14 protein-coding genes are annotated in these 18,152 nt (G+C 69.9%); 5 read left to right on the top strand and 9 right to left on the bottom strand.

The features are described 5' to 3' along the window. Positions 1-2,142, bottom strand: coding sequence for a transposase (locus ACQEXA_RS01865; protein WP_433128313.1), 2,142 nt, complete (start codon positions 2,140-2,142; stop codon positions 1-3). Between the two features lie 227 nt (positions 2,143-2,369). Between ACQEXA_RS01865 and ACQEXA_RS01860 the strand changes: the two genes are divergently transcribed. Next, positions 2,370-2,921: a hypothetical protein gene (locus ACQEXA_RS01860; RefSeq protein WP_432937851.1), complete on the top strand. Its 552-nt coding sequence runs from the start codon at positions 2,370-2,372 to the stop codon at positions 2,919-2,921. On the opposite strand, the gene ACQEXA_RS01855 is transcribed toward ACQEXA_RS01860, so the two are convergent. Next, on the bottom strand, positions 2,869-3,663 hold the full coding sequence (locus ACQEXA_RS01855) for an IS5 family transposase (protein ID WP_432937853.1): 795 nt from the start codon (positions 3,661-3,663) through the stop codon (positions 2,869-2,871). The genes ACQEXA_RS01860 and ACQEXA_RS01855 overlap by 53 nt on opposite strands. Before the next feature lie 281 nt (positions 3,664-3,944). Here ACQEXA_RS01855 and ACQEXA_RS01850 point away from each other — a divergent pair, with 281 nt between their 5' ends. Next, complete coding sequence (locus ACQEXA_RS01850) at positions 3,945-4,709, top strand: transposase (RefSeq protein ID WP_433128311.1); 765 nt, start codon at positions 3,945-3,947, stop codon at positions 4,707-4,709. 404 nt (positions 4,710-5,113) lie between these two features. Here the strand turns inward: ACQEXA_RS01850 and ACQEXA_RS01845 are convergent, their stop codons facing one another. Genes ACQEXA_RS01845 through ACQEXA_RS01830 form a run of 4 tightly spaced genes read right to left on the bottom strand, consistent with a single transcriptional unit; the run spans position 5,114 to position 8,395 of the window. Further along, positions 5,114-6,046, bottom strand: coding sequence for an ABC transporter substrate-binding protein (locus ACQEXA_RS01845; protein ID WP_433128309.1), 933 nt, complete (start codon positions 6,044-6,046; stop codon positions 5,114-5,116). A 12-nt stretch (positions 6,047-6,058) separates the two neighbouring features. Beyond that, positions 6,059-6,721, bottom strand: a complete 663-nt coding sequence (locus tag ACQEXA_RS01840; protein WP_359411081.1) for an ABC transporter permease — start codon at positions 6,719-6,721, stop codon at positions 6,059-6,061. Between the two features lies 1 nt (position 6,722). Further along, positions 6,723-7,364 carry an ABC transporter permease gene (locus tag ACQEXA_RS01835; RefSeq protein ID WP_359411083.1) on the bottom strand — a complete coding sequence of 214 codons (642 nt, stop codon included), beginning with the start codon at positions 7,362-7,364 and terminating at the stop codon, positions 6,723-6,725. After that, the gene (locus tag ACQEXA_RS01830; RefSeq protein WP_359411085.1) at positions 7,361-8,395 is read right to left on the bottom strand and encodes an ABC transporter ATP-binding protein; all 1,035 of its coding nucleotides are present in this window, start codon (positions 8,393-8,395) and stop codon (positions 7,361-7,363) included. The genes ACQEXA_RS01835 and ACQEXA_RS01830 overlap by 4 nt, the downstream gene beginning before the upstream one ends. Positions 8,396-8,535: 140 nt before the next feature. On the opposite strand from ACQEXA_RS01830, the gene ACQEXA_RS01825 reads away from it, so the two are divergent. After that, a complete protein-coding gene (locus ACQEXA_RS01825; RefSeq protein WP_432937863.1) occupies positions 8,536-10,101 on the top strand; it encodes an aromatic amino acid ammonia-lyase in 1,566 nt (521 codons plus the stop codon). Positions 10,102-10,914: 813 nt separating this feature from the next. On the opposite strand, the gene ACQEXA_RS01820 is transcribed toward ACQEXA_RS01825, so the two are convergent. Together ACQEXA_RS01820 and ACQEXA_RS01815 are read right to left on the bottom strand one after the other, a co-directional pair. After that, positions 10,915-11,811, bottom strand: coding sequence for an aldo/keto reductase (locus tag ACQEXA_RS01820; protein WP_432937865.1), 897 nt, complete (start codon positions 11,809-11,811; stop codon positions 10,915-10,917). 33 nt (positions 11,812-11,844) lie between these two features. After that, positions 11,845-12,876: an aldo/keto reductase gene (locus tag ACQEXA_RS01815; RefSeq protein WP_433134414.1), complete on the bottom strand. Its 1,032-nt coding sequence runs from the start codon at positions 12,874-12,876 to the stop codon at positions 11,845-11,847. Positions 12,877-13,104: 228 nt separating this feature from the next. Here ACQEXA_RS01815 and ACQEXA_RS01810 point away from each other — a divergent pair, with 228 nt between their 5' ends. Continuing rightward, the gene (locus ACQEXA_RS01810; protein WP_433128307.1) at positions 13,105-15,879 is read left to right on the top strand and encodes a helix-turn-helix transcriptional regulator; all 2,775 of its coding nucleotides are present in this window, start codon (positions 13,105-13,107) and stop codon (positions 15,877-15,879) included. 44 nt (positions 15,880-15,923) lie between these two features. On the opposite strand, the gene ACQEXA_RS01805 is transcribed toward ACQEXA_RS01810, so the two are convergent. Beyond that, complete coding sequence (locus ACQEXA_RS01805; protein ID WP_433128305.1) at positions 15,924-16,574, bottom strand: SDR family oxidoreductase; 651 nt, start codon at positions 16,572-16,574, stop codon at positions 15,924-15,926. Between the two features lie 92 nt (positions 16,575-16,666). On the opposite strand from ACQEXA_RS01805, the gene ACQEXA_RS01800 reads away from it, so the two are divergent. Beyond that, entirely contained in the window at positions 16,667-18,094 is a 1,428-nt protein-coding gene (locus tag ACQEXA_RS01800; protein WP_432939902.1) for an IS1182 family transposase, read from the top strand. The last annotated feature ends 58 nt before the right edge of the window (positions 18,095-18,152 follow it).

Raw genomic sequence — 18,152 nt, 5'->3', positions numbered from 1 at the left:
TCATCCCGTATTGGGATGCCACCCGATCGGTTCCCGCGCAGGGATACCGCCGCGGGCTGCGGTGTTTCCTGTGTGGGCGGCTGTTCCGACGTGGTCCTTGTGCCGCTGGTTCGCGGGTCGGGTCTCATTCGGGGTGGGCCGGTGCCGGTCGGGGGTGTTTCGTCGAGCAGAGGCCTGCCGGCCGGGGATTCCCGGACCGTGGGCTGCCGCGTGGGTGCGGCCCCTGCTGGGGCGGCCACCGCGCTGCGGTTGACTCGACAGGGCTTCTTGCAGCCCTGGTGAGAACAAGATCTGTGTGGTGCGGGCCTGGACGGTGTCCAGGCCCGCAGTGCTGGGATCGTCTGGATCGGTGAGCCGGACGTGCGCGGCGAGTGCGGCGGAGACCATGTCGCGGTCGGCGACCAGGCCGCAGGAGGTGCAGGCGTGCGCCCGGTCGGCGAGGCTTTTCCGCACCTGGTCGCCGCACAGGCAGGTCTGGGACAGCTTCGTGGTGAAGGTCGACGCGCGCAGCAGGCGGCCGCTGGTCTTCTCGCATTCTTTGCCGATCGCGGCGATGAGCCGGCCAGGTGTGGTGGCTTGCAGGGCGCGGCCCCACAGCCGGTACCAGGTGCGGATGTCGCAGTCCTCGACGGTCAGGTTGACGCCATGATCGGCAACGATCCGCTCAGCGATTCGCCGTGCGCGGTGGTCTTTCGCGGCGGCCGCGGTGGCCGCGGCCTCGGCGAGCTTCGCACGGTCAAGGCGGTAGCCGGCCGAGAGGGTGTCCCTGCGGTATGCCTGTTTGGGTACTCCGGCCTTGTTCGCCGCCCGCGCGCCGCCCGGAACGTGAACGTGCCGTTCCGGGAGTCCGGCGGTCTTGCGTCGTGCGGCTCGGGCCTGCTGGCGTTTCGACGGCGCGTACTGGCCTGGGTTGGTGGCGCGGCGGGACCGGTCGAGGGCACGTTTGCGGCCCCGTTCCTTGCGACGGGCCTTTTCGAGTGCGGCCCTCTCATCATCGGTGAGCTCGACCCTGGTCGAGCTCACTGCGCCGTCTGCGGGGTCGAAGGTGTCTGGGAAGGAGACGACGGACAGGTTGGAGACGTTGCCGTCGATCCCACCGACCCGGTTCAGGTCGGCTGCGGCAGCCCGCCGCGCCTTCGTGGCTGGGGACGCGTATCCGCTGGTGAGGACCATCAGGTGCGCCTCGTATGCCCACCCACCAGGCGCACTGGCATCACGGCGGCGGACGAGGTCGACCTTGTGCCAGGTTTCTGGGTTGTTCAAGAAATGGACCAGCCGCGGCCAGCGGCCGGCACCGGAAGGCAGCCGCACGGGCAGGACGAGGTCGCCGCGCTGGGAGTCGGCGCCGCCGGTGAACACCAGGGCGAGCGGGCCGGTGTGGTCCCACCATGTCGCAGCCCGGGTTTTTGGTTTTCCCTTCGCGGTGACGTCGCCGGTCTCCACTCGGCGGGGCCTCGCGGGCACGGGCATGCGCCGCGGCTGCGCGAGAACACTCGTGGTCGGCGGCAGCCCGGCTGCCTGCTCCGGGGTGGTGATGGCCTGGTCGAGGTCCCGGTGCCGGTAGGCGTCCAGATGCTCGGCAAGGGTGCCGTGCAGGCGGAACGTCTCCCACTTGCGGGCCGTGGTGTGCGAGCGGGCACGGCCGGGGATGCGGGTGTAGTCCCACCAGGTGCCGGTCCTCGGCCGCCCGAACCGGCGACCGGACTCATCGGGGAACAGGTGCCGACTGACGCCTTCCCACACCTCGTCGGCCTGATGCATCACCAGAGCTTTGGTGACGTGCCGGCCCAGATGCCGGGAGCGTTCCATGTGTCGGTACCCGCGGCGTTCCATGCCCGCACGGGACAGGCCCAGCTCGACACGCCACCCTTTCGCGTCGACATCGCGGCGCACGTCCCCGGCCCAGTACGCGTCGACCGCGGCCCGGGCATCGCGCTGTAGCGCGCGTTTGACCGACCACATCGCCCAGTACAGTTGCTCTACTCGCAACTGGCTGTCGAGCCCGCTCACCTCGAGCGGCAGCCGGATTACCGCGAGCTCGGTGCCGTCGCCGCGCGTCCACCGCTTGCCTTTGTTCTTCCCACGGAACCGGCGGGCAGACACGTCACAGGCAGATACCGGGTCGAGCAGCTCTGCACTCACGGCATCCCACCTCCTTTGTCTACGGCAACGGCGATGCCCTGTCCGGAACTTGACAGCTCCGGCAAGCAAGTCCAAAGCTACAGACGCCCACTGACAACGGCTGGGCGACGGACGTTCTTGGCGTTCTAAGAAGCCGTATCTCAACTGAACGTGATCGTTTGATTTCTGCTGCTCAGGCATGGTTTCGCTCGGGGTGAGGGAGGGATGCGGCGTCTTGTGTCTGCTTGATGGCCGAGGGGTGCGCGGTGGCGTCGGTGCTGGGAATGCTGGAGGAGCGGGAGACGGCTGCCCGGGTGCGGGTGGAGGGGTTGCGGGAGGAGGCCGCGCGGCTGGCTGAGGTGTTGGAGGCCGCGGAGATCGAGCTGGACCGGCGGGTGATCGCGCGGGAGGAACTGATCGAGGCGTTGGCCGCCTCCGCCGCCGAGACGACTGCCGTAACCGAGGCCGGGGCGGAGCAGGTAACGGCGCCCTCACCGGTGCCGGTGCCCGGCTCGACGGTGCCGCCGTGGCGGGACGGGCTGCCGGTGACGGTGCTGGCGCCGGACTACCAGCGGATCCTGGAGGTGGTGCAGGAGCGGGCCCCGGCGGGTCAAGGACCGCTGAAGGCCAGGGAGATCGCAGTTCAGTTGGGCCTTCAGACGACGCCGGCGAAGGTCGAGGGCGTGCGCTCGAAGGCCAGGCGCCTGGCGGAGCGCGGGTGGCTCGTGCAGGACACGTCTGGGATGTTCAGCGCCGGCCAGCGGCCCGTGGCCGTGCCAGACGCCGGCCCATCCGCGTGATCATCGACCACCGGATCATCGCCTCGCTGGTAGCGGGCAGAGTCTCGTAATCCCGGGCCAGACGGCGGGAGTTCATCAGCCATGCGAATGTGCGCTCTGCTACCCAGCGTCTGGGCAGCACCACGAACCCTTTCATGTCGTCGGTGCGCTTGACGATCTGAAGGGTGAGGGCGAGTTTCTGCCGGCACCAGTCGACCAGGTCGCCGGTGTAGCCGCCGTCGGCCCAGACCAGGGTGATGTCGCGGTGCAGGCGGCGCAGCCGCCTCAGCAGGCCCGCCGCTGCGTCCCGGTCACCGATATTCGCGGCGGTGACCGCGACGACGAGCAGCAGACCGAGCGTGTCGGTCACGATGTGCCGCTTGCGGCCCGGCACCTTCTTCCCGCCGTCGTAGCCGCGTGAGGCGGCCGGCACCGTCGCGGCGGCCCGCACCGACTGCGCGTCGATGACCCCTGCCGTGGGCTCAGCCTCACGGCCTTCGCGTTCACGGACCTTTCCGCGCAGTCGGTCGTGGAACTCGCCGATCAGCCCGTGCTCGCGCCAGCGGCGGAAGAAGGCATACACCCGGCCCCAATCGGGGAAGTCCGCGGGCATCGCCCGCCACGAGATCCCGCCCGCGACCAGGTAGCGGATCGCGTCCAGCATCTGGCGGTGGCAATAGCCCTCGGGCTGCCCGCCCCGCCCCTGGAGCCAGGCAGGCACCGGCAGCAACGGCCGGATGGCCGCCCACTCTGCGTCCGTCATGTCCGACGGATACCGGCGCACCCGATCTGGATGATCAGCCGCGTTGCCGTACACATGCGCGAGGCAATCACACGATGGAGCGGCTGAGTTGAACTGGACGGACTCGGACGCGTACAACAACGACACCAGGGCCTCCCGGCATTGCTCGGTTCGATTCGCATCCCCGAGCTACCGAGAGGCCCTGCTCTCATGCGCACACAACGGGAAGATCACCCCGACGGGAAACCTGTTCGACCGGCACGTTCCATGGTCGGTTGAGATACGGCTTCTAAGGTGCCCTTATGCGCCTGACTCTGGCCCGCTGCACGAGCGTTGAACTCCGCGCCTTCACCGGGCTCACCGGGCCACAGATGCAGCACCTCGTCGAGCAGCTGTGGGAACGGAGACCAGAGGCCGACCACGGCCGGAACTGGGCGCTTCCGTTCCCCGACCGGGTCCTGCTGCTCGTCCTCGCCTACCGGACCAACCTCACAAGGCAGCAGTTGGCGTCACTGTTCGAAACAACCGACTCCACCGTACACCGCGTGATTTCCCCTCTCGCACCGCTCCTCGGGGAACTCCTGGGGCCGCCCCCGGGTGACCGGCGGGAGCTGTGGGTCGTCGACGGCACCCTCATCCCCGTCCACGACCACACCCACACCGCGAAAAGCAAGAACTACCGGCACAGCGTCAACGTCCAGGTCGTCTGCCGGGCCCGGGACAGACGCATCGCCGCACTCGGTGACGCATGGCCAGGGAACCGCAACGACATCGTCGTCTTCCGGGAAACTCTCGGCCGGACCCTTCCAGCTCACCCGCGGCTCGCCGGCGACGCCGGCTACCGCGGCTGCGCTCACATCAGAACACCACGTCGCGGACCAGACGGCCGCATCATCAAAGATCGGACCTACAAACGGTTCCGGAAACGGCGAGCAGTAGCCGAGCACACCATCGCACGCCTCAAAGACCATCAAATCCTGCGGCAATGCCGCCGCCGCGGCGACGCCATCAACCACGCCGTCGCCGGCGTCGCGGCGCTTCACAACCTCAAGATCGACATCAGCTAACTGAAGCCCCGGAGGTGGTGAGGCACGCACCGAACCGCATTACGGGATATCTCTTAGCAGCCGACCGCGGCCCGTGGTCTGCCCGGGGACGGAGGGGGCCTCTTGAGGGCGATGGCCTGGCGCGCTGGATCGCCGCGGCCCCGAGTCCCGCCCCTAGCAGACTCCTTTGGCTGATATCCCGCATGCCTGCCGTCTTTCGCCAGAACCAGGTGAGGATCGTGGGACCGTGCATGCTGGTGGGTTGGCGTTGGCTCTGGCGTGACGGCTTGTTCGTGAGCGTCCTCCTACGATGCTTGTCGGGCGCCTGATCGCCGACCGCAAGGGTGCTGTCCACGGCGTACCCGGAGCGCTGTTCGACCTCTGCGGCCATGGGGAATCGCCGTCATGGCCGGTCCTGGGTTGGCCTACTTCACCAGCCCGTGCCGCTTCGCGTACGCGTTCGCGACGTCCTGCGGGTCCTTCTTGTCGTTGTCGACCAGGCTGTTGAGCTCGGTGAGGTCGGCGGTGGTCAGGACGTTGCCGAGCCGGGCGAGCGCCTTGCGGACGGTGTCGTCCGCCTTGCGGTCGGCAATGAGTGGGACGATGTGCTGGCTGGGGATCAGATGCAGGGGGTCGGCCAGCACCACCCAGTCGTTTGACTTGATGTCGGTGTCGGTGGTGAAGAGGTTCGCCACGTCCACGTCGCCCTTTTTCAGGGCGCCTTTGACCAGAGGGCCGTCGGAGTCCAGCGACTTGAACTCCTTGAACTCGACGCCGTACACGTCCTTGAGGCCGACTGCGCCGACCTGGCGCTTCTTTACTTCGGGGGCGGCGCCGATGACCAGCTTGCCGTTCTGCTTCTTGAGGTCGGCCAGGGAGGCCAGGCCGTACTTGTTCGCGGTCTCGCGGGTGACGACGAAGGCGTCCGAGTCCTCCGCCATGCCGTAGGGCAGGATTTGGAGGCCGGCGGGTAGGGCGAGGGTGAGGGCGTTCTGCATCGCGCCCTGCTCGCTCGCCGTGGCCTTCGGGTCGAGGTAGTTGAGGAGGGCGCCCTGGTACTCGGGCAGCAGGTCGATGTCGCCGCTTCTGAGAGCGGGGATCACGATCTCGCGGGTGCCGAGGTTGGGGCGGACGGTCACCTTCACACCGGCCGCCTGAAGGGCCGCCGCGTAGAGGTAGCCGAGGACCTGGTTCTCGGTGAAGTTGGCCGTGCCGACGGTGATTCCGCCCTTGCTGGAGCTCCCACCGCCGGTGCCGGATCCCTGGCTGTCGAGGGAGGTGATGCCGCTCGCGCAGGCGGAGAGGGCGGGGACGGAGGCGACGGCGAACAGGCCACCGAGGACAGTACGTCGGTTCATGTCAGGAGTTCCCTAAGCGGTGCGGTGGCGGAAGAGGAAGCGCTGAAGGCCGGCGAGGGTCACGTCCAGGATTACGGCGACCACGGCGACCAGCACCGCGCCGCCGAGTACTTGGACGAGGTCGCGCTGGGCGAGGCCGTCGAAGACGTAGCGGCCCAGGCCGCCGAAGGAGACGTACGCGGCGATGGTCGCGGTTGCGACGACCTGGATCAGGGCCAGGCGCAGGCCCGTCATGATCAGGGGGAGCGCGAGCGGCAGTTCGACCTGGAAGAGGACCTGGTGGCCGCGCATGCCTTGGCCGCGCGCCGCGTCCTTCACGTCGGGGTCGACTGCCGTCATTCCCGCGTAGGTGTTGGTGACGATTGCCGGGACGGCGAGGGCGACGAGGGCGACGTACACGGGCAGCATCGACAGGCCGCCGGCCAGGAAGACCAGGACGACCAGGCCGACGGTCGGCAGGGCGCGACCGAAGGACGCGAGGTTGATCGCGAGGAAGGCGCCCTTGCCGGTGTGGCCGATCAGCAGGCCCAGCGGGAGGCCGATGGCGGCGGCGATGAGCGTGGCCACGAGGGAGTACTGGAGGTGTTCGGCGAGGCGGTGGGCGATCCCGTCCGGGCCGGACCACTGGGATCCGCTGACCAGCCAGGTGCCGAGGTTCTTGAAGAGTTCGTACATCTCAGGCTCGCCGCCTCTTCCAGGGGGTGAGGACGTACTGGAGGGCCACCAGCACCGCGTCCGCGACGACGGCCAGGAGGAGGGTGAGGACCACTCCTGCGATGACCGGGGTGGGGAAGTTGCGCTGGAAGCCGTCCGTGAAGAGCTGGCCGAGGCCGCCGTCGCCGATGTACGTCGCGACGGAGACGAGGGAGATCGACATGACTGTCGCGATGCGGACGCCGGCCATGATCACGGGGAGGGCCAGGGGGAATTCGACCGTGAGGAGTGTGCGCAGCGGGCGTGTGCCCATCGCTTTCGCGGCCTCCTTCACCTTCACGGGGACGGAGTCGAGGCCCTCGACCGTGTTCCGCAGCAGAACGACCAGGGTGTAGACCGTCAGTCCGATGACCGTGGTGGTGCGGGTCAGGCCGCTCACCGGGAGGAGCAGCACGAAGATCGCGATCGACGGGATTGTGAACAGGACGTTCGAGGCACCGAGGAGGAAGCCGCGCAGGGGGCGGATTCGGTGGGCGATCACCGCGAGCGGGAGGGAGATCAGCAGGCCGAAGAGGACGGCGGTCAGGGCGGCCTGGAGGTGGGAGATGGTGAGGGTGGTCAATTCGCCGGTGTGGGCGCCGATCCACGACCAGTCGATCGTCATGCCGCCACCTGCACTTCCGCGTGCGCCCGGCCCGCGTGCTCGTGGATGTCGTCCCGCGATGAGACGCCGGTGAGTACGCCGTCCGAGTCGACGCGGGCGATCAGGCCGGTGGGGGAGGCGATCGACTCGTTGAGGGCCGACAGGAGGGAGTCGGTGTCCTTCAGCGGTCGTACGGGGAGTTCTGCCTCCTCGGACCTCCAGTGCTGCGGCCTGCCCGCCTGGTCGAGGACGAGCGTCCAGGGCCCGCTGTGTGGCGCCGGGCCTTGCGGGACGTTCGCGAGCGTCTTCAGTGAGAGGAGCTTCAGGCCTCGTTCGGCGCCCAGGAAGTCGGCGACGAAGTCGTCGGCCGGGTGGGCGAGAAGTTCAGCGGGAGCGGCGCACTGGACGAGGTGGCCGCCGGTACGGAAGACCGCGATCTGGTCGCCGAGGCGGACGGCCTCGTCGATGTCGTGGGTGACGAAGACGATGGTCTTGCTCAGCTCCTTCTGCAGCCGCAGTAGTTCGTCCTGGAGTTGGGTGCGCACGACAGGGTCGACCGCGCCGAACGGCTCGTCCATCAGCAGCACCGGTGGATCGGCGGCCAGCGCGCGGGCGACGCCGACCCGCTGCTGCTGACCGCCGGACAACTGGTGGGGGTACCGCTTGCCGGCGTCGGCGGCGAGACCGACGGTCTCCAGGAGTTCGGCGGCGCGGGCCCGCGCTTTGCGGCGGTTCCAGCCGAGCAGCAGCGGAACGGTGGCGATGTTGTCGAGCACCGTGCGGTGCGGGAACAGGCCGGCCTGCTGGATGACGTAGCCGATGGAGCGGCGCAGGTCGGCGGCGTCTTGCTGGGTGACGTCCTGGCCGCCGACCCGGATGGTGCCGGAGGTGGGCTCGACCATCCGGTTGATCATTCGCAGGGTGGTCGTCTTGCCGCAACCGGAAGAGCCGACGAGGACGGTGACGCCGCCTTCCGGCATCTCCAGGGATAGATCGTGGACGGCTGTCGTGCCGTTGGGGAAGCGCTTGTGGACCGCATCGAACTGGATCATGAGATGTCCCTTGCCCGGCTGCATAATGTCATGCAGAGTTCTCGGTGAATGAATTACTTGTCAACAGTTCGGCGTTAATCCGAGGTGGCGGATGGCCGACAGCCGAGATCGAATGTCCAGGTTGGGGGGATTCAGCCCTGATGTCGTCTCAAATGCTGGACGCACCCGGATGTGCGTACTCCGGGCCGGTCGTCCTCGACGGGATCGGGCTCGGCGTCGAGGACGTCGTACGCCTCGCCGACGGGGCCGCCCGGCCGGTCCCCGGCACCGAAGCGATGAAACGCGTGACCGAGTCCTGGGACGCCGCCCGGCGGATCGCGGCGACCGGGCGCGTCTACGGCCGCTCCACCGGTGTCGGCGCCAACCGGAACGAAGACGTACCCACCGAGGCCGCCGCCGACCACGGCCTGCGCCTGCTGCGCAGCCACGCGGGCGCCATCGGCGAGGAACTCCCGGCCCGCCAGGTCCGCGCGATGCTCGCCATACGTGCCAACCAGCTGCTGGCCGCAGGAGCCGGCCTGCGGCCCAGCGTGATCACAGCCTTGTGCGAGGCGCTGGACGCCGGAGTTCACCCGGTCGTCAACGAGTTCGGTTCCGTGGGAACGGGAGACATCGCGGCACTGGCGCAGGCGGGCCTGGCGCTGGTGGGGGAGCGGCCCTGGCGGCGGACGGGCACCTCCTGGCCCGACCCGTCCGCGACGGGCGCCTCTGCTGAGGGGACCATCCTCCCGGGCCCCGAGCCGCAACCCCTCGACAACAACGACGCGCTCGCACTCATCAGCAGCAACGCCCTCACCCTCGGCCAGGCCGCGCTCGCGCTGCACGAGCTGCGCGGGCTGATCGGCGCCACCCAGGTCGTCGCCGCGCTCTCGTTGCTCGCGGTGGACGGTTCGCACGAGGCGTACGCCGCACCCGTGCACGCCGCCCGGCCGCACCGGGGCTCCGCCGAGGTCGCCCGCCGCATGCGGGAGCTGATCGGCGCCGCCGACCGGCCGACACCGCCGCTGGGCCGTATCCAGGACCCGTACGGCTTCCGCTGCCTGCCCCAGATCCACGGCCCTGCGCTCGACGCGGCCAACGCACTGGAGGACGTCATCACCGTGGAGATCAACGCGGCCGCCGAGAACCCGCTGATCTCCCCCGAGGACATGGCCGCCTACCACCACGGCGGCTTCTACGCGGCCCAGCTCGCCCTCGCCCTGGACCACTTCAGGCTGGCCGTGACCCAGGTCGCGCGGCTGTCCACATCCCGGCTGTCGACGCTGAACGAGCCCGCCTACACCCGGCTGCGGCCCTTCCTCGCCGATCAGGAGCCCGCCTCCTCGGGTGTGATGATCCTGGAGTACGCCGCCGGGGCCGCGCTCGGTGATCTGCGGGCGTTCTCCGCGCCCGCGTCGCTCGGGCACGCTGTACTCTCCCGGGGCGTCGAGGAACAGGCCAGTTTCGCCTCGCTCGCCGCGCGCCAGACGCTACGCGTGTGCCGCGCGTACCGTCTGGTGGTCGGCTGTGAACTGGTCGCCGCCGTAAGGGCGTTGCATCTGCGCGGCCTCAGGCCCGAGCCGGAGCTCCCGGTGGGCCGGGCGCTGGAGCTCGCCGAGACGGTGCTCGACCGGGACCTGGCCGACCGGCCGCTCACCGACGACGTGACGGCGGCGGCGCACCTGCTCGACCGGTTCACCGACATCTGGAGGGGGAGCACGCCATGAACGCGCGAGGAGTACGCGCGTGGCATGCTGCCCGGCCGCACTCTTCCCGCACGTGGTCCGGACCGCGGGCTCTGTCCGGACCAGCCCCGGCGCTCACGGGGCTGTGGCCAGGGGGAGCTCGTCACTGGAGTTGCGGGCGGTTCCAGGCGGGCCCGTCAGGTGTCCGGTACCAGGCGATCTGACGGCTGGGCGTGATGTTGAGTGAAACTCCTGCCGCTGCGGTTCACCGGCGAAGGTCTTGGCGAGGCCTTCAACGACGTCCCACTGGCGGCGCGGTCCGACCTGGCGAACCGTGCCAGACACGTGAGCCGTCGCGGTTGCCCCGTCCTCCGTCCAGATGCCGACGGCCGTCAGCTCGCCCCTTCATCGCGCCACGAGCACCTGGTGTGCCGGGGCAGTGCCAGTGACAGGGGGAACCGCAGCCGTCCCAGTACGTCACTCGGCGCTGTCGTGGTCTTGGTGGGCTCGGCTTCCCGGGTCGCGTCGAATGCAGGCGGCACGGACGAGATACGGCGGGGCATGACGTGGGCCCGGGTCGGGAGGAACCATCCCGTGCCATGGCCAAGGGCTGTCACCGTGAACCGCTAGATGCCGTAGCCGACCGGGACACGATGACCGCGCCGGGCGCGGCCTGCTTGAGGAACGCGTTCGGGATCGCGCAAAGTGCGGCAGTGGCGATGAACCGCTGGCAGGGGGCGCGGTCTGGCCAGCGGCCGGCGCCGTCACCGGTGCCGATGAAGGGGTGCAGGCCTGCATCCGCATACCGCCACCTGCGAAGCCGTATTTCGTCGGTTCCCGGGACGGGGAGCAGGGTCAGTTGGTGGGCTGCTCCTCGGAAGCGAGCCCGGTCAGCCGGCGGACCTCGTCGTCGGACAGGTGGAGGTGCGCGGCCGCCAGGTTCTCGGCGAGGTGACCGGGCGTCGTGGTGCCCGGGATCGGGAGGCTGTTGGGCGACTGGTGCAGGTGCCAGGCGAGCGCGACTTGCTGCGGCGTCACGCCGTGGTGCTGGGCGATCGCCTGCGCCTCGTCCCGGATGTGCGGGGCGCCGGGGCCTGCGATCCGGGTCGGTCCCCAGGGGGAGAACACGACGTCGGCGCGTTCGGCGGCGGCCAGCTGAGCGGCGCCGGCCCGGCTTGCGAGGTTGTACTCGGCGGTGATCGCAGCGATGTCGACGATGCGGCGGGCGGCTTCGAACTGGTCGACGGTGACGTTCGACAGGCCGATGTGGCGGATCAGGCCCTGCTCCTTGAAGTCGGCCAGCACGCCGACCTGGTCCTCGAAGGGGGCGTCGGTCGCCCTTCCGCTGTGCAGGTAGTACAGGTCGATGCGGTCCAGGCCGAGTCGGCGCAGGCTCATGTGCACACACTGTCGCAGGTAGTTCGGGTTCCCGACGGCGCCGAGTGTGTCGTACGGGTACCCGCCGCGCACGAACCCGCCCTTGGTCGCGATCACGAGATCGTCGGGGTACGGATGGAGCGCCTCGCGGATCAGCAGCTCGTTGGAGTGCGGTCCGTAGACGTCGGCCGTGTCGATGAAGGTGACGCCCGAATCGACGACGTGGCGCAGCAGGGCGATACCGCCGTCGTGGTCGGGATATTCGCCCCACACCTGGTCGCCGGTCAGTCGCATGGCGCCGAAGCCCATCCGGCCGACGGTCAGCTCTCCGCCGATCGTGATCGTCTCGGTGACGTGTCCGGTCGTTGCGGACATGGGTCCTCCTTGTTCGAGTGGTGGCGGCCTGGTTCAGTGCTGCTGGGGCGCGGAGTCTGAATCGGCGTCGAGGGTCGCGAGCATTCCGGCGGAGTAGCGGTCGCCGGCGGCCTTGCCGATCGGGGCGGCGTCCTCGAGCGCGGCGCGGTCGGCGTCTGTGAGGGCGATGTCGGCGGAGGCGAGGTTGTCCTCCAGGCACTGGATCCGGCGCGTGCCCGGGATGGGTACGTGGCCCTGGTCGAGGAGCCAGGCGAGGGCGAGCTGCGAGGGCAGGACCTTCTTGGCAGCGGCCACCTGGCTGATCGCGGCCACCAGCCGCAGGTTGGCGTCGAGGTTCTCGCCCTGGAATCGGGGGTCGTGGCGCCGGAAGTCGCTGTCGTCGAGCGCGTCGAGGTTGGTCAGCGCGCCGGTGAGCATGCCGCGGCCGAGCGGCGAATACGGGACGAAGCCGATGCCGAGCTGCTGGACGGCGTCGAGGACCCCGTTGCGCTCCACGCCGCGCTCGAAGAGTGAGTACTCGCTCTGCACGGCGGTGAGAGGAAACGTTGCGTGGGCGCGTCGGATGGTGGCCGTGGATGCCTCGGACAGGCCGATGTGGCCGACCTTCCCGGCCCCAACCAGGTCTGCCATGGCGCCGACGGACTCCTCGATCGGCACCTTCTGGTCGATGCGGTGGAGGTAGAGGAGATCGATCTGCTCCACTCCGAGGCGGCGTAGGGACCCGTTCACAGCGGTGCGCAGGTGCTCCGGGCTGCAGTCGACGGCGGGCCGGCCCCCGTCGTGCATCACCATCTTCCCGTCATCGTCGAAGATGAAGCCCACTTTGGTTGCGATCCGCACCCGGTCGCGGACAGTGGCCAGGGCGGAGCCCACGAGGCGTTCGTTGTGGAACGGCCCGTACGTCTCGGCCGTGTCGAACAGCGTCACCCCGAGGTCCACGGCCCGCGCAAGGGTGGCGCGGCTCGCCTGGTCGTTGCTCGGCCCGTACGTGGTGCTCATGCCCATGCAGCCGAAGCCGAGGGCGCTGACCGTCAGACCCTGACTGCCGAGTTCCACGCTCTTCATCATTGTCACCTGTCTCGTCCGGTGTGCTGGCGGTGGTCCTGCATGCGGTTCAGGACCTGCACCTTCAGCGTGGTTTCCAGGAGTGGCCCCTGGCCCCAGGCAAGTGCCTGGGAGGACACCCGGGTCCCCACGGGCGGGAAGCCCCGGGGGCGGGCCCGGGGCTGACCCGTGGAGCGACGGGAGCGCGATCGGATGCCGGACCTGGGCCTGCACCCGTACCCTGTGCGCATGTCCAGATCACTGGGTGCTGCCTTCATGGGCCGCGCTCGTGAGCGGATCGAGCTCGACGCCCTACTCGCCGACGCCCGCAACGGGGCCGGCTCGGTCCTGGTCATCCGAGGCGAGGCCGGCGTCGGCAAGACAGCCCTGATGCAGTACTGCGCACGGCAGGCGTTCGGGTTCCAGGTCCGGGAGATCTCCGGCGTCGAGTCGGAGATGGAGCTGCCGTTCGCCGCGCTCCACCAACTGTGCGCGCCGATGCTCGACTGTCTCGATGTCCTGCCGGCCCCCCAACAGCAGGCGATCCAGGTGGCCTTCGGGCTGGCCGAGGGAAGTCCTCCGGACCCGTTCATCGTCGGCCTGGCGACGCTCGGCCTGCTGTCCGAGACCGCGGCGGAGCAGCCACTGGCCTGCCTCGTCGATGACGCCCAGTGGCTGGACAGCGTGTCCAAACAGGTGCTCGGATTCGTCGGCCGGAGACTGAACGCCGAGTCCGTACTGCTGCTGTTCGCCGTCCGGGCGGACGCCCGGGACGACGACCCGGGGTTCGCCGCGTTGCCGGGCCTGACGGTCGGCGGGCTGACCGACGAGGACGCGCGCGAGCTGCTGACCGCGTCCGTGCCCGGTCGCCTGGAACAGCACGTGCGCGACCGGCTGATCGCCGAGACCCGCGGGAACCCTCTTGCCCTGGTGGAGCTGGCGGGCGAGATGAGCCCGGAGGAGCTGGCCGGCGGCTTCGCCGGCCGGCCGTCCCTGACCGGCATGCTGTACGACCGCTACCTGCATCGGATCGAGGGCCTGCACGAGGCGGCCCGGCTGTTCCTGGTGCTGGCCGCCGCCGACCCGACCGCCGATCCCGCGCTCGTGTGGCGCGCGGCGCATGCTCTGGGGCTGGGGCGCGCCGAGGCGGAGGCCGCCGAAGCGGAGCAGCTGTTGGTCATCGACTCCCTGGTGCGATTCCGGCATCCGCTGGTGCGATCGGCGGCCTATGCGGCAGGGAGCCCCGAGGAGCGCCGTACCGCGCACGAAGCGCTCGCCGAGGCCACAGATCCGAAGGCCGATCCCGAGCGCAGGCTGTCGCACCGGGCAGCGGCGGCCACCGCGCCGAACGAGGACATCGCCTTGGAGCTCGTGCAGGCGGCGGGCCGTGCCGAGGCCCGCGGCGGGCTTTCGGCCGCGGCCGGGTTGCTGCAGCGGGCGGCGGCGCTCACCGAGCGTCCGGGAAAGCGGGCGGACCGTGTGCTGGCGGCCGCGTCGGAGCACCTGCAGGCGGGCTCGCTGCAGACCGCCGCCCGCCTCGTGGCCGAAGCGGAGGCGGACGCGGGCACCGATCTGCAGCAGGCCCTGGTCGCGCGGCTGCGGGGGCAGATCGGCTGGGCCGCATCCCCCGGGCGGTCAGCCTCGGTACACCTGCTCCGGGTCGCGACGCAGCTCGACGGGCTCGACGCGGGCCTGGCACGCGAGACCTACCTCGACGCCTGGGCTGCTTCCCTGGTCGCCGGCCGGTTCGCCGAGCCCGGCGGGCATCTGCCCGAGGTGTCACGGGCGACCCTGCAGTCGCGGGCCATGGCAGAGCCCTCGCCCGGCCCGGCTCACCTGCTGCTGCGCGGCCTGGCGACCCTGATCGACGACGGGCCGGCCGCCGCAGCACCGAGCCTGCGTCAGGCCGTCGACGCGTTCGTGCACGACCCGGATCACGGCTGGTTCCAGAAGGGCGCCAACCTCGTCGCCACGGCCGCCGTTCTGCTGTGGGACTTCGAGACCTTCGCGCTGCTGAGCAGCCGCTGGACGGAACACGCCCGAGCGTCGGGCGCCCTTGCCCCGCTGGTCGGCTCCCTGGGCGTGCAGGAGCTGGTGAACACATGGCGTGGCGACCTGAAAGCGGCAGCCGCGGCTCGGGACGAGGGCGAGACGATCGCGGAGGCGACCGGCACGAGGCTGTTCCCGCTGGGCGCGGCGCTGCTCGCCGCCTACCGAGGCCGGGCGGACGAGGCCATGCCTCTGATCAAGGCGACCGCCGCCGCCGCGGTCGAACGCGGCGAGGGCATCTCCTCGCAGGCCGCGCACTGGACGGAATCGGTCCTGCGCAACGGCCTCGGCCAGTACGCCGAAGCGGCAGCAGCCGCGGAGCAGGCCGTCGACGAGACCCACCTGCCCCAGATCACCGGGTGGGTGCTCCCCGAACTGGTCGAGGCGGCGGTCCGGGCCGGAAAGCGGGACGTCGCCGAGCAGGCGCTCCGACGACTGACCGAGCACGCTGGCGACTCGGACTGGCCGGTGGGCATCGAGCTACGATGCCGAGCCCTGCTCACCGACGGCACCGAGGCAGAGCCGCTGTACGCAGGGGCCATCGAGCGCCTCGACCGCACGCCGCTGCGGCCCGAGGCCGCCCGGGCACGTCTGCTGTACGGCGAGTGGCTGCGCCGCGAGCAACGGCCCACCGATGCTCGCGACCAGCTCAGGGCCGCCCACGAAGGGTTCTCGGCCATGGGCGCGGAGGCGTTCGCCGAACGGGCCCGCCGCGAGCTGGCCGCGGCCGGGGAAAAACTCCGCAAGCCGGAGTCCCAGGCCGCGACTGGACTCACGTCGCAAGAACAGCACATCGCGCGCCTGGCCCGGGACGGACGCACCAACCCGGAGATCGGCGCCGAGTTGTTCATCAGCGCGCGGACCGTCGAATGGCACCTGCGGAAGATCTACATCAAGCTCGGCATCACGTCACGCAGAGCGTTGCGGGAGGCGCTGCCGCCCCTGGGCGACGGGTTCTCAGCCGGGCCGCGCTAGTTCTGGCCTGGACTGGCCAGGTCCTGCGCAGCGGTCCTGCCGCCTCACCAGGTCTGATCTGGCGCCCGGACGATGATCTCGTTCACGGCGACGTGGCGGGGGCTGGCGACGATGAACGCCACGCTCCGGGCGACGTCCTCCGGCGCCAGACGCTCGATCCTCCGGACGTGCGCGTCACTGTCGACGCGTTGCTGCTCCCGGGCGTGCGGGGTGCGTCCGGGGTCCACGGTGCCAGGCTCGACCAAGCCCACCCGGATCCGCTGCGGCCGAAATTCCTGCCGCAGGGATTCTGAGAAAGCCACCACGCCGGCCTTGGTCATGGAATAGACGGCCGTCCCGGGGCGGGGCACCCGCCCCGTGGTCGAACCGATGTTGACGACGTCGGCCACGTGCCGCGGCTCTGAGGCGGCGGCTTTCGCCAGGTGAGAGTGTGCGGCCTGGGTGACGTAGAGCAGCCCCAACTGGTTGACCGCCACCATCCGCTCCCACTCGCCGACCGGCGCATCCTCGACGGGGCCGACGAGCATGGCGCCCGCGTTGTTGACCACAGTGTCCAGACGCCCGAAGCGGGCCACCGTTTTCTCCACCGCCAGGGCCGCCTGCCCACCGTCGGTGACGTCCGCCTCGACGCACAGCGCGGGAGGACCTAGGAACGTGTCTCTGTAACCGGCGACCCGCGCGCGGTCCGTGATCATTCGTACGGGATGATTTTGGTATGCGTGGTGGGGATGGGCTGTTCGAGGTCGAGCCGGTGGAGAACAAGCGGCCGCAGGCCCGCCCGGCAGCGGTGGACAAGACGTTTCGGGCGTTCGACCCGCACCAGGTCCTGCTGCTGCCGCCGTCGCTGGACGAGTGGCTGCCCGAGGACCACCTGGCCCGGTTCGTCGCCGAGCTGGTCGACGAGGTCCTCGATCTTGGACCGGTGCTGGCGGACTACACCGAGAAGCGGGGCTACCCGCCCTACGACCCGCGGCTGATGGTGCGGCTGCTGATCTACGGCTACACCACCGGGGTCCGCTCCTCGCGGGCGATCGAGCGCCGTTGCGTCGATGACGTTGCGTTCCGGTTCCTGGCCGCTGATCAGGCCCCGGACTTCCGCTCGATCGCCCGGTTCCGCCGCCGCCACCTGGACGCGCTCGCGGGTCTGTTCACCCAGTCCCTGCACCTCGCCCAGAAGCTGGGAATGGTCAAGATGGGCCGCGTCGCGCTGGATGGCACCAAGCTGGAGGCCAGCGCATCCCAGCACAAGGCGATGAGCTACGGCCGCCTGGTCGACAAGGAAGAGCGGCTCGAGGCCGAGATCGCCGCTTTGGAGGCTCGGGCTGGGGACCTGCTCGCTGACGCGGAGGCCACCGACGAAGCCGAGGATGAGGTCTTCGGGCCCGACGGCAAGGATGTGGACCTGCCCGCTGAGCTGGACCGGCGCGAGAAGCGCCTGGCCAAGTTGCAGGCCGCCCGCGCGCAGATCGAGGCCGAAGCGGCTGAGAAGGCTCGCCGCCACGCGGAAGACAAAGAACGCCGCCGCCAGGAGCGCGCCGGCAGTAGCGACGAGCAGGCCGTCACCGACGCGGGACAGAAGGCTGCCGCCACAGCCCGGCCCAAGTCCAAGGCCCAGGCCAACTTCACCGACCCCGACTCGCGGATCATGAAGAACAGCGACGGCGCCTACATCCAGGCCTACAACGCCCAGGCCGTCGTGGACGATAAACATCAGGTCATCACCGCCGCCGACGTCACCTGCAACCCCTCGGACGCGCTGAACTACACCACGATGCTCGACCAGTGCGCAGCGAACACTGGCACGCATCCCAAGCAAGCGCTGGTCGACGCCGGATACTGCTCCGAGACCAACCTTGAGGCGGCGAAAGACCGCCAACTGGCCTGCGGCACCGACACCTTCATGGCCACCGGCCGACTCGCCCACGACGAACAGGTCCCACCCGCACCCCGCGGACGCATCCCCAAGGACGCCACGCTCAAAGAACGCATGGCCCGAAAGCTGCGGACCAAGCTCGGTAAAGCCGCCTACGCCCGCCGAAAAGTCATCGTCGAACCCGTCTTCGGTCAGATCATGACCTGCCAGAACGGCCGCCAACTCCACCTGCGCGGCGAAGACGGAGCCCGCGGCGAGTGGCGACTGCTGGCCGCCTGCCACAACCTCCGCAAGATCTTCCGACACGCCGGAACGGCAGGACTCGCTACCGTGACCGGCTGACCAGCCGGGCTCACCGGCCCGCCACGCCCACCGGGCCATGAAACTCAGCGGCACACGA

The sequence above is a fragment of the Streptomyces sp. CA-106110 genome, from assembly GCF_050936285.1.
In the GTDB taxonomy this organism is placed as follows: domain Bacteria; phylum Actinomycetota; class Actinomycetes; order Streptomycetales; family Streptomycetaceae; genus Streptomyces.
The sequence above is the reverse complement of the archived record's forward strand: the minus strand, read 5'-3'. Positions and strand labels throughout refer to the sequence as shown.

Coding starts and splice junctions, on each gene's coding strand:
- ACQEXA_RS01860 (WP_432937851.1), top strand. CDS start 2,370: ATGGCCGAGGGGTGCGCGGTGGCGTCGGTGCTGGGAATGCTGGAGGAG.
- ACQEXA_RS01855 (WP_432937853.1), bottom strand. CDS start 3,663: ATGACGGACGCAGAGTGGGCGGCCATCCGGCCGTTGCTGCCGGTGCCT.
- ACQEXA_RS01850 (WP_433128311.1), top strand. CDS start 3,945: ATGCGCCTGACTCTGGCCCGCTGCACGAGCGTTGAACTCCGCGCCTTC.
- ACQEXA_RS01845 (WP_433128309.1), bottom strand. CDS start 6,046: ATGAACCGACGTACTGTCCTCGGTGGCCTGTTCGCCGTCGCCTCCGTC.
- ACQEXA_RS01840 (WP_359411081.1), bottom strand. CDS start 6,721: ATGTACGAACTCTTCAAGAACCTCGGCACCTGGCTGGTCAGCGGATCC.
- ACQEXA_RS01835 (WP_359411083.1), bottom strand. CDS start 7,364: ATGACGATCGACTGGTCGTGGATCGGCGCCCACACCGGCGAATTGACC.
- ACQEXA_RS01830 (WP_359411085.1), bottom strand. CDS start 8,395: ATGATCCAGTTCGATGCGGTCCACAAGCGCTTCCCCAACGGCACGACA.
- ACQEXA_RS01825 (WP_432937863.1), top strand. CDS start 8,536: ATGTCGTCTCAAATGCTGGACGCACCCGGATGTGCGTACTCCGGGCCG.
- ACQEXA_RS01820 (WP_432937865.1), bottom strand. CDS start 11,811: ATGTCCGCAACGACCGGACACGTCACCGAGACGATCACGATCGGCGGA.
- ACQEXA_RS01815 (WP_433134414.1), bottom strand. CDS start 12,876: ATGAAGAGCGTGGAACTCGGCAGTCAGGGTCTGACGGTCAGCGCCCTC.
- ACQEXA_RS01810 (WP_433128307.1), top strand. CDS start 13,105: ATGTCCAGATCACTGGGTGCTGCCTTCATGGGCCGCGCTCGTGAGCGG.
- ACQEXA_RS01805 (WP_433128305.1), bottom strand. CDS start 16,574: ATGATCACGGACCGCGCGCGGGTCGCCGGTTACAGAGACACGTTCCTA.